Here is a 13,030-nt window from a genome sequence, read left to right as displayed (position 1 = left end):
CTCACTACCTGCCGGTTTTCCCGGGACGCTCTCTCACCGCCGCGTCACCGACCGAGTGGCGCGCCCCTGCCCGAGGAGCCACTCCCGGTGCGCGGTGGTCTGTTCGCGCAGAGCCGTCACCACGGCGGCGACGGCGGGCCTGCGCATCGAGTCGGGCCGCAGGACCATCCAGTAGGGGAGCCGTTCGGCGATGTTCCCCGGCAGCAGGCGCACCAGGTCCTCGTGCCGGTCGGCCATGAAACAGGGGAGGAACCCCACCCCGGCGCCGGCCCGGGTGGCCTCCACGTGCACGAACACGTTGGTCGAGCTGACGCCGTCGCGCATGGCCGGCACCAGCCGCCGCGGTGCATCAAGATCGTCCACCTGCAGCATGGAGTCCACGAAGTAGACCAGCGGATGGGCGGTCAGGGCCTCCACCGTTTCCGGCATCCCGTTGGCCTCGATGTACTGCCGGGATGCGTACATCCCGAGCTCATACTCGCCCAGCCGGAACGCTTCGGCCCGGTGCACCTGCGGCTCGCCCACCACCACTTCGATGTCCAGTCCCGAGCGCTGCTGCAGCGCCCGGCGCGTGACGGTGACGATTTCGACGCTGAGCCCCGGGTGGTCCCTCCTAAGCCGGGCCACCGCCGGAGCGGCTATGTACGCGCTGAAGCCGTCGGTCGCCGTCATGCGTACGACGCCGGTAATTGGGTCAGGCGCGCGGCCTGACGGTCCCAGCGCACGCACCGCCGTTTCCACCTGCTCTGCCACCAGCACGGCCTGGGCGCCGAGCTCGGTCAGCTCCCAGCCCCCGGACGCGCGGGCCAGAACACGGCCGCCGAGGGCCTTTTCCAGTGCGGCGATCCGGCGTGAAACGGTGGTGTGGTTCAGGCCCAGGACCTGGGCCGCCGTCGTGAACTTCGCCGAGCGGGAGACGGCGAGCAGCACCAGCAGATCATCCGGGTTGGCATCCATATCTGCAATTTTGCACGAATCCAGTGCCCGATTAGTCATTGAACCGCGTTCCTTCTGCAGGAATACTCGGGTGAATCGGAAGTGCCGCACGAGTTGGAAGTCAACGGCGTGCGACACGTGTCAACGTGGACACTTGGAGGAGCAGACTGTGGACGCACAAGGTCCGGACGTGGAAAAGAACCTGAACGGCCGCAAGGCCCTGGTCACAGGCGGTGCCAGCGGCATCGGCGCGGCGTGCGTACGGGAACTGGCCGCCAGAGGCGCCAAGGTGGTGGTGGCCGACGTCGACGAAGCCGGCGCCGCGGCCCTCGCCGACGAGGTGGGCGGCACGTCCTGGGCCGTCGACCTCCTGGACGTCGAGGCGCTGGCCGCGCTGAGCCTGGACTGCGACATCCTGGTCAACAACGCCGGCATCCAGCGCATCAGCCCCATCGAGGAGTTCGATCCCGTGGCGTTCCGGCGGATCCTGGCGCTCATGCTCGAGGCGCCCTTCCTGCTGATCCGTGCCGCGCTGCCGCACATGTACGCCAATAACTTCGGGCGCATCATCAACCTGTCGTCGGTGCACGGGCTCCGGGCCTCGCCATTCAAGAGCGCCTATGTCTCGGCGAAGCACGGCCTTGAGGGGCTGAGCAAGGTGACGGCGCTGGAAGGCGGCGAGCACGGCGTCACGTCCAACTGCATCAACCCGGGCTATGTGCGGACCCCGCTGGTGGAGAAGCAGATCGCGGACCAGGCGCGTGTCCACGGGATTCCGGAGTCGGAGGTCCTCGCGAAGGTGATGCTCACCGAGTCCGCGGTGAAACGGCTGGTGGAACCCGAGGAGGTGGCCTCGCTGGTTGGGTGGCTGTCTTCCAACGCCGCCGGCATGGTCACCGGCGCCAGCTACACGATGGACGGCGGCTGGTCCGCCCGCTAGCTCTTGGAACCTGTCAGGGCGAGGGTGCCGCCCAGCCCGATCATCATCACCCCGCCGGTAGTCGTCACGGCTGCCACCCGGCGGGGTGAACGGGCGAACCATTGCCTCGCGGTGCCGGCTGCGAGTGCCCAGATGCTGTCCGAGACCAGCGCGATGGCCAGGAACGTGGCACCCAGCAGGGCAAGCTGGAGGGGAATGACGCCGGCACCGTGGTCTACGAACTGCGGGAGGACGGCCACGAAGAACACCACCGACTTCGGGTTCGTGGCCCCGACAACGAAGCCTTCACGCAGGATCCGACGGGTTGTCGCCGGCCTGGACGGGTCAGTGGCAGCATGGCCGCCCCGGCGGTGGAGCACAGCCTGGATTCCCAGATAGATGAGATAGGCCGCGCCGGCAAACTTGACCACCGTGAACAGCAGCACCGACTCAGCCAGCACCACGCCGAGTCCCAGCGCCACCCCTGCGATCTGCAGCAGTTCCCCGACCGCATTCCCGAGGACACTCAGCAGACCGCCCCGCCGTCCCAGGGCCAGCGACCGTCCGATGACGAACAGGACGCTGGGGCCAGGGACGGCGATCAGCAAAGCCGAGACCAAGGCAAAGGCCAGGAGATTCTGCAGCGGGAGCATGCCTGATCGTAACGCCGCCGGCCGGCAAACAGCCAGCACCGATGTGCTCTAAGCGGCTGGCAAATAGCCGACGGCGCCACAGTCGACGGCGCAACAGGCGAGTGAGCTTAGCCGAGTGGGCTTAGCGGCGTTGGCCCGGCGGCTCCTCCGTGATCGGGTTGCCTGAGGCCCGGATGTACTCCTCCACGGCCGACTCCGGCACGCGGTAGGACTTGCCGAACCGGTCCGCCGCCAGCGTTCCGGCCCGGACCATCCGGTAGACAGTCATTTTGGACAGGCGCAGGGCCGCGGCGACCTCGGCAATGGTGAGGTACGCGGTAGGCAGGTTGGCGATGGACATGGGTTCGGCTCCTGTGGGTCGGACGGCTGGACTGGCGGTGACCCGCCTAGTCCGGCCGCCTCAGTTGCCGGTAGTCGTAGAAGTACACCCGGTCCGAGGACCGGATCCCGATCGACCTGCCGTTCTTGGCCACCACGGTGCCTTCGCGCCTGCCGTTGAACGGATCGTCGCCCACCAGGACGTCGCCGATCTTGTACGGAACCGCGGCCGTCCGCGCCCGCTGCAGGGTCTGGGCCAGGAAGCCCGGTGACCGTCCGGACTGAATATGTGATGCCGGTGCCCCGGCCTGGATTTCCAACATGAGGACCACTCCTTCACAGTGTGACCAATCGTCGAATCACTGGCGGCGCGGGTCCGGGTCATCATCCGGGGTCAGATCCCCAGCCGGCTGGCACCGTGTAGTCCACTGTAGGAAGGAATCACATACGTCACACGAGTAACATCTACCTCATTTATCACATCAGGCACTCGTGAAACAGTCTCTGATTACCTGTCTTTACCCATTTTTACTACTTGTTTTTCTCTATTCCAGCCTGGCGCGCGGATTCGCGGGGAATCCTACTCAGTTTTGGCGACCACCGGCAGCGGCGAGGTTTCATCGTCAAGGTGGGCCCGGCGTCGTCCGTTGCCTTTGACCCAGAGGCGGTAGGCCACCACCAGCAGTCCCAGCCACACGGCCCCCACGTAGAGCGCCACGCGGGTGTCCTCGAAGAAGCCAAGCACCGCGATCACCAGCGCCATGAAGCCGATGGTGAGAACGGACGCCGCCGGCCACCAGGGCGAGGGAAATTCCGACGCCGGCAGGCCGTTCCGGGCGATCTCGCGTTTCATCGCCACGTGGGAGGCCAGAATCATGACCCACACCCAGACCGTGGCGAAGGTGGCGATGGACGCGATGAGCAGGAAGACGTCTTCCGGGATGACCGCGTTCAGGACCACTCCCACGAGGAGTATCCCGGCCATCATCACCACGGTCATCCACGGCACGCCATGCCGCGAAACACGCCCGAAGCTCTGCGGCGCGTGCCCCTGCTTGGCAAGGCCGAAGAGGATCCGGCCGGCGCCGAAAATGTCGCTGTTGATGGCGGAGAGCGCGGCGGTGATCACCACGGCGTTGAGGATGTGGGGTGCGGCGGGAATGCCCAGGCCGCTGAAAATCTGGACGAACGGGCTGCCGTTGCTGCCGATCTCGTTCCACGGGAAGAGGCTCATGAGCACGCCCAGGGTGAGCACGTAGAACAGCAGGACGCGGACCGGCACGGTGTTGACGGCCTTCGGGATGACCTTCTTGGGGTCGGCAGCCTCGCCGGCCGTGATGCCGATGGTTTCAATCCCGCCGAAGGCGAACATGACGACGGCGAACGAGGCCAGAAGCCCTTCGAAGCCGTTGGGGAACAGGCCGCCGTGGTTCACCAGGTTGCCCAGGCCCGGAGCTGCTGCCGAGGCGTCGCCGTTCTGGAAGCCGAACGCAAGGATGGCCGCGCCGCCCGCGATCATCGCGATAATGGCTGAAACCTTGACCAAGGTGAACCAGAATTCCAGTTCGCCAAAGACCTTCACGCTCAGCAGGTTCAGCGCCGCGAGGAGGAAGATGATGGCCAGGATCCAGACCCACCGCTCCACGGACGGGAACCAGAAACCCATATAGATGCTGAACGCGGTGACATCGGCGATGGCCACGATCGCCATTTCGAAGACGTAGGTCCAGCCGGTCACGAAGCCTGCCAGCGGGCCAAGGTAGCGGCTGGCGTACTGCCCGAAGGATCCCGAGACCGGGTGCCGCACGGCCATTTCCCCCAGCGCGCGCATCACCATGAACACGGCGGCGCCGCCGATCATGTAGGCGAACAGCACGGCGGGGCCGGCCTTTTGGATGGCCGAGGCCGAACCGTAGAACAAACCGGTGCCAATGGCGGAGCCCAACGCCATGAAACGGATGTGGCGGACGTTGAGGCCGCGGTTCAGAACGGATTCGACGGCGGTTCCGACGGCGGTTCCGACGGCGTTGCGGGCGTTTCCGACGGCGGTGCCCGCCGCGGTGCGCCCGGTTGGATTGCCGGCGGTGCTGTCGTCGGTGGTGCTGTCAGGCGCCGCCGTTTCGGCTGTTGATTGGGCTTGTTGCATGCCAATACCTTCTCGTCATTGGGAGGGGGATCGCTATCCAGCACACCACGTCGGCGGGGGCTGTGATGAGGCTCACCGGCTCTTGGTGTCTTTGATTTCAGACTGTGCGGCTGCAGGCTGTGCGCTCGGAATTTTGGCGCCATACGATGGTGCCCCGAGCGCGAACTGGCAGGTAACGCCTTCAAATGCCGGTTTTGAGGGCGTTACCTGCCAGTTCGCGCTTTGTTTATCCCGACGCGTCAGCGGTAGCCGGTGGGATCCGCAGGCAGCCCTGCCTCCTGGACCTCCACCAGATAACGCCAGCAGTCCGGCCGCGAGCCGTCCACGTCGGTGAAGCCGTACTCAAGTGCAAGGCCGCCCGAGGAGAAGGAACCGCCGGTCCGCCGGTGCACGTCGGGATCGGCGGCGAGGGCGGCGACTGCACGGCCCACAAAGCGCGGGCTTTCCGAGATGGCGGCGAAGTGCGGATTCGTGGCCGCCGCCTCGCGCCAATTGGCTTCGGTCACGCCGTAGTGTTCGAGCATCATCTCCGAACGCATCCATCCCGGCGTCAGCGCCACGGCCGTGCACCCGAACGGCTTCAGCTCCTCGGCCTGGCTGAAGGCGAGCCGCAGGACGGCGGACTTGGCGAGGTCGTAAAACGCGGAGAGCCGGTAATGCGCGGCGTTGTATTCGCGCGTTCCGTCCGTCATTTCCACCACCAGTCCGCCCGGCTGCCGGATGAGCAGCGGCAGCGCGAAGTGGCTCGTGATCAAGTGCGTATCGACGGCGCCATGCAACATCCGCAGACCGCCGTCAAGGTCATGCTCCCACAGGGGCGTGTTCCACTGGATGAGGTTTTCACCGCCCCAGATGTCGTTCACCAGGATGTCCAGCCGGCCGTGCTCGTGATCGATCCGGCCGACCACCGCTTCCACCTCCGCGGCGTGGAGATGGTCCACCGCCACTGCGATGCCCGTCCCGCCGGCGGCGCTCACCATGGCTGCCGTTTCCTCGATTGTTTCCGGGCGGCGATAGTCGGTCGGACGTCCGTCCCTTCGCCGTGCGGCCGGTGCAGTAGACCACCGCGCCGGCCTCACCCAGGGCCACAGCCGTGCCGCGGCCTGCCCCTCGCGTGGCCCCGGCCACCAGGGCCACCTTGCCCCGCAGCGGATATTCCATGGACAAACGCTACATCCGGGGACAGGAAAGCGGGATGATGGGGCTGATTGGGCATTTGTCCGGTATTCCAGACAGCGGCAATTGAGAAGGAGCGCCGCAGGGCACTGGTTAGGCGCAAGCTTAAGTACGGGATCCCGGACACCATTCGGATAAACGCCGAAAAGACGAACCCCGAACAGACAAGACCCCAAAGACAGACAACGACGAAGCCTGGAGGGCACATGGCAGGCACGATGGCCGCAACCGCGGCGAAGCAGCCGGAATCAGCAGTGAAAGCGAAGGTTCCTGCCGCCGAAAACACCCTGCGGATCCTCAAACTGCTGGCTTCCAAGCGGGGCCCGATGGCGGCGTCGAACATTGCCACGGCACTGGGGCTGCCCCGCTCGAGTGTCTACCACCTCCTGGGCGTCATGGAGGCAAACGGCTTCGTCCTGCACCTGCACGAGGAGCAGCGCTACGGCCTGGGCATCAGCGCCTTCGAGCTCAGCTCCGCGTACTCGCGGCAGGAACCGCTGTCCAGGTTGGGGCGGCCAATGCTCGCCTCCCTCGTTGATGTCCTTGGCGAAAGCGCACACCTGGCGGTCCTGCACGGCCGGGACGTGCTCTACATCGTGGAGGAGCGCGCCAAGAACCGGCCATCCCTGGTGACCGACGTCGGTGTCCGGCTGCCCAGCCACCTCACCGCCAGCGGCCGGGCGATCCTCGCCGCGCTGCCGAAGTCGCAGGTCCGCGCGCTCTATCCGAACGCCGCCGCCTTCAGTGCCCGGCACGAGGTGGAGGGCGCCATCATGAAGTACTCGGCCCTCTCATCGCACCTGGACCAGGTGCGCCAGCGTGGCTACGCCACGGAACACGGCGAGGTGACACCGGGCTTTGGTTCCATCGCCGCTGCCGTCACCGATCACCTGGGATGGCCGACGGCGGCAGTCGCCGTCACGTTCCTGGAGGACAAACTGCCGGAGGACCAGTGGCCGGTACTCGCCGCCCGCGTGCAAAAGGTCGCCGACGAGCTCTCGGTGCGGATCCACGGCCGCCCCGGGACGCAGTAGCCCAAGTAAGTAGCAGCACAGGGCGTTCCCGAGGCTCAGAACGCCCGGATCTGCTACCTAGTTGGGTCTGGGATACCGGACAGTACCCGCCGGAAACCCCTGTCTGGCCCGCTCAGAAGGGGCTTTAGTTGATACAGAAGCACTTCCGCTCGAACCCTTGAGCAACACCACAGAACTTCCGCAACACGCAACAGCACATACCCCGCAACACGAAGGAGCCACCATGGCACCCGCCGATTTCACTACCGGTGCCCGTCCGGTCAAAGCAGCCCGCGGCACCGAGCTCACCGCCAGGTCCTGGCAGACCGAGGCGCCCCTGCGCATGCTGATGAACAACCTCGATCCCGAGGTGGCCGAACGCCCGGATGACCTGGTGGTCTATGGCGGCACCGGCCGGGCCGTGCGTTCCTGGGCTGCGTTCGATGCGATCACGCGGACCCTGGAAACGATGGAGAAGGACGAGACCCTGCTGGTCCAGTCCGGCAAGCCGGTGGGCGTGTTCCGCACCAACGAGTGGGCACCGCGGGTGCTGCTGGCCAACTCCAACCTTGTTGGTGACTGGGCCACGTGGCCCGAGTTCCGCCGGCTCGAGGCCGAGGGCCTGATGATGTACGGGCAGATGACGGCCGGTTCCTGGATTTACATCGGCACCCAGGGCATCCTGCAGGGCACGTTTGAGACGTTCGCCGCGATCGCCCGCAAGCTTACCGGGGACGGCAACGGCACGCTGGCCGGGACCCTGACCCTGACCGGCGGGTGCGGCGGCATGGGCGGGGCGCAGCCGCTGGCCGTGACCCTGAACGAGGGCGCGTGCCTGATTGTCGACGTCGACGAGACCCGGCTGCGCCGCCGGGCCGGCAAGCGCTACCTGGACGAGGTGGAGACCGACCTGGACGCCGCGATCGCCAAGGTCATGAAGGCCAAGGAAGAGCGCCGCGGCTGGTCCGTCGGGTACGTCGGGAACGCCGCCGAGGTGTTCCCGGAGCTGCTGCGCCGTCACCAGGCCGGTGAGCTGGCCATTGATATCGTCACGGACCAGACCTCCGCGCATGATCCGCTGTCCTACCTGCCGGAGGGCATTTCGGTGGAGGAGTGGCACCGTGAGGCCGAGGCCGACCCGGAGGGGTTCACGAAGAAGGCGCAGGCGTCGATGGCCAGGCACGTCCAGGCGATGGTGGAGTTCCAGGACGCCGGCGCCGAGGTGTTCGACTACGGCAACTCGATCCGCGACGAGGCCCGCAAGGGCGGCTACGGCCGGGCGTTCGAGTTCCCCGGCTTCGTGCCGGCCTACATCCGGCCGCTGTTCTGCGAGGGCCTGGGCCCGTTCCGCTGGGTCGCGCTCTCGGGTGACCCGGAGGACATCGCCGTCACGGACAAGGCCATCAAGGAGCTGTTCCCGGAGAACCAGCACCTGCACCGCTGGATCGACGCTGCCGGTGAGCGGGTGGAGTTCGAGGGCCTGCCGGCCCGGATCTGCTGGCTGGGCTACGGCGAACGCGCCAAGGCCGGTCTGCTCTTCAACCAGCTCGTGAGGGAGGGCAAGGTCAAGGCGCCCATCGTGATCGGCCGTGACCACCTGGACTCGGGCTCCGTCGCCTCCCCGTACCGGGAAACCGAGGCCATGGCCGACGGCTCGGACGCGATCGCGGACTGGCCGCTGCTGAACGCGTTGATCAACACCTCCTCCGGCGCCACTTGGGTCTCGATCCACCACGGCGGGGGAGTGGGCATCGGCCGTTCCATCCACGCCGGGCAGGTCTCCGTGGCCGACGGCACCGACCTCGCCGCCGAAAAACTCGCACGGCTCCTCACCAACGACCCCGGCATGGGCGTCATCCGCCACGTCGACGCCGGCTACGACCGCGCCATCGACGTCGCCAAGGAGCGCGGCGTCCGCATCCCCATGAATGAAGGCAACTAACACCATGACCACCATTACCCACGAACCGCTCACCGTCACCCTCGGTGCCAGCGGTGCCACGCCCGAGGACGTCGTCGCCGTCGCACGCCACGACGCCAAGGTGACCATCTCCCAGGAAGCCCTGGACACCGTCGCCAAGGTCCGCGCGCACATCGACGAACTGGCCCACAGCGACGTGCCCGCGTACGGCATCTCCACCGGCTTCGGCGCGCTGGCCAACCGCCACATCCCCGGCGAGCTCCGCACACAGCTGCAGAAATCGCTGATCCGCAGCCACGCCGCCGGCATGGGCCCGGCCGTGGAACGCGAAGTGGTCCGCGGCATCATGTTCCTGCGCGCCAAGACGCTGGCATCCGGCCGTACCGGCGTCCGGCCCGTGGTGCTGCAGACCATGGTGGACGTGCTCAACGCCGGCATCACCCCGGTGGTCCGCGAATTCGGTTCGCTGGGCTGCTCCGGGGACCTCGCACCGCTGTCGCACTGCGCCCTGGTCCTCATGGGCGAAGGCGAAGCCGCCGGTCCCGACGGCGAACTGTACGGCGGCGCGGGCCAGCGCACGGTTGCCGAGCTGCTCGCCGCGCACGGCATCGAGCCGGTCACCCTGGCCGAGAAGGAGGGGCTGGCTCTGGTCAACGGCACCGAGGGCATGCTGGGCATGCTCCTGATGGCCATTGCGGACCTGCGGCAGCTGCTGACGACGGCGGACATCACCGCCGCGCTCAGCGTCGAGGCGCTGCTCGGCACGGACCAGGTGTTCCTGCCTGAGCTGCACGCCGCCCTCCGCCCGCACCCGGGCCAGGCCGCCAGCGCCGACAACATGCTCCGGGTCCTGTCCGACTCGGCCATCGTGGCTTCGCACCGCGTGGGCGATTCCCGCGTCCAGGACGCCTACTCCCTGCGCTGCGCACCCCAGGTTGCCGGCGCTGTCCGGGACACGGTGGACCACGCCGAACTGGTGGCCTCCCGTGAACTCGCGGCCGCCATCGACAACCCCGTGGTCCTGCCCGACGGCCGGGTCAGCTCCAACGGCAACTTCCACGGCGCCCCGGTGGCGTACGTGCTCGATTACCTCGCGATCGCCGTCGCGGACCTCAGCTCCATCGCCGAGCGGCGTACTGACCGCATGCTGGACCCGGCCCGCTCGCACGGCCTGCCGGCATTCCTGGCCGCGGATCCGGGCGTGGACTCGGGCCTCATGATCGCCCAGTACACCCAGGCCGGGCTGGTCTCGGACAACAAGCGGCTTGCGGTTCCCGCATCCGTCGACTCCATCCCGAGCTCGGCCATGCAGGAGGACCATGTGTCCATGGGCTGGCACGCTGCACGCAAGCTCCGGAAGGCCGTGGAGAACCTGCGCCGGGTGCTCGCGATCGAACTGGTGACATCGGCCCGGGCGATCGACATGCGTACCCAGCTTTCCGGCGGCCAGCTGACGCCGGGACCTGCCGGGGCGGCTGTCCTCGAAGCGCTGCGGACCGTCGTCGCAGGTCCGGGCACGGACAGGTTCCTTTCACCGGAACTGGAGGCCGCGGACCGGCTGGTTGGCTCCGGCGCGGTGCGCACGGCGGCCGAATCCGCCGTCGGCAATCTCGCCTGACGGTGAACAATGTGCACCGCCGGCAGACAATTGCCGGCGGTGCCGAAATAGTCTGCAACGCGCGCCACACAGCCCGGCGAGTGTAGTAGAACTAAAGGTGTAGTAAAAGTCACATCAAAGATGCTGTGGCGTAAGAAGAACATCCACAAAGGGGTAGAAGTTCAAATGAAAGCACGCGGGGCAGTCCTCTCCAGGCGCATCGCACACGCAGCTACGGTTTCCGACTGGGGATCGCTGCACGTGGGTGAGCGGATTGAGATCATCAAGCATGCGCACGTCATTGCGGCAGGCGAGGTGGAGGAAATCTCACAGAGCGGCAACGTGCTGTGGCTGACCGGCTCGGCCGGGCATGAGTCCCAGCTCTTTATGAAGTCCGACGGCGTGCAGGTGCGCCGGATGTAGTCCGGCTCAAGCCGTGCGGTAGAACGCACACCAGAAATAAAAAAGCCCCCGACCTTGGATCATTCGGCCAGATGGCCAGCATGAGTTCAGGATCGGGGGCTTTTTCGCGCCTTAGGCTGCGATGTCCTCGTGTGTTTCACCGAAAGGAACAGACTCGTCGAGGGCCACCGTGTAACGGCCCGGCTCAAGGCGCGTGACCTTGATGCCGCAGGTGCCTTCCTGGGCAGCCGTTTCGATCAGCGCCTCTACCGCGCTTTCCAGGCCGTCGTGGACCTGGTCCGCACTGGTGAACGCCAGGTCGATGGACCGGGCATCCGCCGAGCGAGACGCGCTCATGGGAGCGGTTGGGCGCTCCATGGTTGCTGTGCTCATGTACTGACTTTCTATGGTTCTTGCCGGGGGGGCAATAGACCATTCTACCGGGAACAGGCCCAAAGGTAAGATGACTGTCATTTGACAAGAATATTTACGATAGTTGTCTTATCAACCATTCTGCCCTTCCGCCGCTCTGCAAGCGATTCTGAGCGGCGCCGGAGACACCCTCTGTTCTGCGTCGCGCGCTAGTGTTGGTCAGGTCCGAGATGCCGACGGCGCAGGAGGCGACCGTGTTTGAAGGTGCCAGCATCATGTTCGCCGCGGCGGGCGTCGCCGTCTTCGTTGCCGCCATCCTGCCCAAGGCGCTGCGCAACGCGCCGATCTCCATGCCGATGGTCTTCCTGGGTGCCGGGGCGGCCGCCTTCGGCCTGCTTCCCAACCTCCCGGACCCGAACCCGGTCCAGCATCCCGAGCTGACGCTCCACCTGACCGAGATCTGTGTGATCATCTCGCTGATGGGCGCCGGGCTGGCGCTGGACCGATCGGTGGGGCGGCGGAACTGGGCCACCACCTGGCGGATGCTCGGCATCGCCATGCCCCTGTGCATGCTGGGCCTGACGCTCCTCGGACTCTGGCTTCTGGGCCTGGGACTCGCCGCCGCGCTCCTCGTGGCCGCCGCCCTTGCCCCCACCGATCCGGTCCTGGCCTCCGAGGTGCAGGTGGGTGAGCCGGCCGACGAAGAGGTGGGCACCGACCAGGAGGACGAGGTCAGGTTCGCCCTGACCTCGGAGGCGGGACTGAATGACGGGCTGGCCTTTCCCTTTGTGTACCTGGCCATTGCCATGAGCCTCGTGGGGACCGCGCCGTCGGCCTGGTTTCCGGAATGGTTCGGCGTGGACGTCCTCTGGCGCATCGGCATGGGCGTGCTGCTGGGCTACGGTACGGGCAAGGCGCTGGCCCTGCTTTTCTTCTCCGCCCGGCACGACAGCATCCGGCTGTCCAACCACTCCGAGGGCTTCGTTGCGCTGGCCGCCACCTTCCTGGCCTATGGCGTGACCGAGATGATCGAGGGCTACGGGTTCATCGCGGTGTTCGTCTGTGCCGTGACCATTCGGGCGGCGGAGCGCACCCACGGCTATCACCGCATCCTCCACTCCTACGTGGAACAGCTTGAGCGGCTCCTGACGGTGGTCATCCTGGTGCTCCTGGGCGGAGCGATCGCGCGGGGCCTGCTGGCCGGCGTCGGCTGGGCCGAGGTGGGCGTGGCGCTGGCCTTCCTGGTCATGGTGCGTCCGCTGTCCGGCTGGCTTGCGCTGGCCCGCGGCAAGACCGGTCCCCGCGAAAGGATCGCCATTTCCTTCTTCGGCATCCGGGGCATCGGATCCCTGTATTACCTTGCCTACGCCCTGGGCCAGGGCAGCTTCGGGGACCAGGGGCAGCGCCTGTGGAGCATCATCGGGCTGGTCGTGGCGATGTCCGTGGTGCTGCACGGGGCCACCACGGCACCGGTCATGAAGCGGCTGGACCGGCTCCGCGAACGCAGGGCGGCCGAGAAATTCGGCGACGAGGGCAAGGCGCCGCACACCCCGGTCTGACCCTGCGAAGCACGCATC

The 13,030-nt window shown here is 66.8% G+C and carries 13 protein-coding genes; 6 read left to right on the top strand and 7 right to left on the bottom strand.

Annotated features, from left to right (window positions below):
• Positions 1-33 precede the first annotated feature (33 nt).
• The gene (locus R5O87_RS11145; protein WP_410556457.1) at positions 34-957 is read right to left on the bottom strand and encodes a LysR family transcriptional regulator; all 924 of its coding nucleotides are present in this window, start codon (positions 955-957) and stop codon (positions 34-36) included.
• 169 nt (positions 958-1,126) lie between these two features.
• Between R5O87_RS11145 and R5O87_RS11140 the strand changes: the two genes are divergently transcribed.
• Positions 1,127-1,876 carry a 3-hydroxybutyrate dehydrogenase gene (locus R5O87_RS11140; RefSeq protein ID WP_410556458.1) on the top strand — a complete coding sequence of 250 codons (750 nt, stop codon included), beginning with the start codon at positions 1,127-1,129 and terminating at the stop codon, positions 1,874-1,876.
• Here the strand turns inward: R5O87_RS11140 and R5O87_RS11135 are convergent.
• The 5 genes from R5O87_RS11135 to R5O87_RS11115 all read right to left on the bottom strand — a co-directional run bounded on the left by R5O87_RS11135 (position 1,873) and on the right by R5O87_RS11115 (position 5,952).
• On the bottom strand, positions 1,873-2,508 hold the full coding sequence (locus R5O87_RS11135; protein WP_410556392.1) for a LysE family translocator: 636 nt from the start codon (positions 2,506-2,508) through the stop codon (positions 1,873-1,875). The genes R5O87_RS11140 and R5O87_RS11135 overlap by 4 nt on opposite strands.
• A 121-nt stretch (positions 2,509-2,629) precedes the next feature.
• Positions 2,630-2,848, bottom strand: a complete 219-nt coding sequence (locus R5O87_RS11130; RefSeq protein WP_410556393.1) for a helix-turn-helix domain-containing protein — start codon at positions 2,846-2,848, stop codon at positions 2,630-2,632.
• A gap of 46 nt (positions 2,849-2,894) precedes the next feature.
• On the bottom strand, positions 2,895-3,149 hold the full coding sequence (locus R5O87_RS11125) for a hypothetical protein (RefSeq protein WP_410556394.1): 255 nt from the start codon (positions 3,147-3,149) through the stop codon (positions 2,895-2,897).
• Positions 3,150-3,406: 257 nt separating this feature from the next.
• Positions 3,407-4,972 (bottom strand): amino acid permease, encoded by a 1,566-nt coding sequence (locus R5O87_RS11120; protein WP_410556395.1) that lies wholly within the window; start codon positions 4,970-4,972, stop codon positions 3,407-3,409.
• A 239-nt stretch (positions 4,973-5,211) separates the two neighbouring features.
• Complete coding sequence (locus R5O87_RS11115; RefSeq protein ID WP_410556396.1) at positions 5,212-5,952, bottom strand: SDR family oxidoreductase; 741 nt, start codon at positions 5,950-5,952, stop codon at positions 5,212-5,214.
• Between the two features lie 402 nt (positions 5,953-6,354).
• Here R5O87_RS11115 and R5O87_RS11110 point away from each other — a divergent pair, with 402 nt between their 5' ends.
• From R5O87_RS11110 to R5O87_RS11095, 4 genes are all read left to right on the top strand, one after another.
• Positions 6,355-7,182 (top strand): IclR family transcriptional regulator, encoded by an 828-nt coding sequence (locus tag R5O87_RS11110; protein ID WP_410556397.1) that lies wholly within the window; start codon positions 6,355-6,357, stop codon positions 7,180-7,182.
• Positions 7,183-7,405: 223 nt separating this feature from the next.
• Entirely contained in the window at positions 7,406-9,103 is a 1,698-nt protein-coding gene (hutU, locus tag R5O87_RS11105; RefSeq protein WP_410556398.1) for a urocanate hydratase, read from the top strand.
• A 4-nt stretch (positions 9,104-9,107) separates the two neighbouring features.
• Positions 9,108-10,700 carry a histidine ammonia-lyase gene (gene hutH / locus R5O87_RS11100; protein ID WP_410556399.1) on the top strand — a complete coding sequence of 531 codons (1,593 nt, stop codon included), beginning with the start codon at positions 9,108-9,110 and terminating at the stop codon, positions 10,698-10,700.
• A gap of 165 nt (positions 10,701-10,865) precedes the next feature.
• Positions 10,866-11,102, top strand: a complete 237-nt coding sequence (locus R5O87_RS11095) for a hypothetical protein (protein WP_410556400.1) — start codon at positions 10,866-10,868, stop codon at positions 11,100-11,102.
• Between the two features lie 111 nt (positions 11,103-11,213).
• On the opposite strand, the gene R5O87_RS11090 is transcribed toward R5O87_RS11095, so the two are convergent.
• Positions 11,214-11,474, bottom strand: coding sequence for a hypothetical protein (locus tag R5O87_RS11090; RefSeq protein ID WP_410556401.1), 261 nt, complete (start codon positions 11,472-11,474; stop codon positions 11,214-11,216).
• Between the two features lie 233 nt (positions 11,475-11,707).
• On the opposite strand from R5O87_RS11090, the gene R5O87_RS11085 reads away from it, so the two are divergent.
• Positions 11,708-13,012 (top strand): cation:proton antiporter, encoded by a 1,305-nt coding sequence (locus R5O87_RS11085; protein ID WP_410556402.1) that lies wholly within the window; start codon positions 11,708-11,710, stop codon positions 13,010-13,012.
• Positions 13,013-13,030 lie beyond the last annotated feature (18 nt).

It is taken from the genome of Arthrobacter globiformis (genome assembly GCF_046536215.2).
GTDB classification, from domain to species: Bacteria; Actinomycetota; Actinomycetes; order Actinomycetales; family Micrococcaceae; genus Arthrobacter; species Arthrobacter globiformis_E.
Note: the sequence above shows the minus strand (reverse complement) of the source record. Positions and strands in the feature narration are given on the sequence as shown.

Bases quoted from the DNA above. Each gene is read 5' to 3' on its own strand.
- R5O87_RS11145 (WP_410556457.1), bottom strand. From the start codon at position 957: ATGGATGCCAACCCGGATGATCTGCTGGTGCTGCTCGCCGTCTCCCGC.
- R5O87_RS11135 (WP_410556392.1), bottom strand. From the start codon at position 2,508: ATGCTCCCGCTGCAGAATCTCCTGGCCTTTGCCTTGGTCTCGGCTTTG.
- R5O87_RS11130 (WP_410556393.1), bottom strand. From the start codon at position 2,848: ATGTCCATCGCCAACCTGCCTACCGCGTACCTCACCATTGCCGAGGTC.
- R5O87_RS11125 (WP_410556394.1), bottom strand. From the start codon at position 3,149: ATGTTGGAAATCCAGGCCGGGGCACCGGCATCACATATTCAGTCCGGA.
- R5O87_RS11120 (WP_410556395.1), bottom strand. From the start codon at position 4,972: ATGCAACAAGCCCAATCAACAGCCGAAACGGCGGCGCCTGACAGCACC.
- R5O87_RS11115 (WP_410556396.1), bottom strand. From the start codon at position 5,952: ATGGTGAGCGCCGCCGGCGGGACGGGCATCGCAGTGGCGGTGGACCAT.
- R5O87_RS11110 (WP_410556397.1), top strand. From the start codon at position 6,355: ATGGCAGGCACGATGGCCGCAACCGCGGCGAAGCAGCCGGAATCAGCA.
- hutU (WP_410556398.1), top strand. From the start codon at position 7,406: ATGGCACCCGCCGATTTCACTACCGGTGCCCGTCCGGTCAAAGCAGCC.
- hutH (WP_410556399.1), top strand. From the start codon at position 9,108: ATGACCACCATTACCCACGAACCGCTCACCGTCACCCTCGGTGCCAGC.
- R5O87_RS11095 (WP_410556400.1), top strand. From the start codon at position 10,866: ATGAAAGCACGCGGGGCAGTCCTCTCCAGGCGCATCGCACACGCAGCT.
- R5O87_RS11090 (WP_410556401.1), bottom strand. From the start codon at position 11,474: ATGAGCACAGCAACCATGGAGCGCCCAACCGCTCCCATGAGCGCGTCT.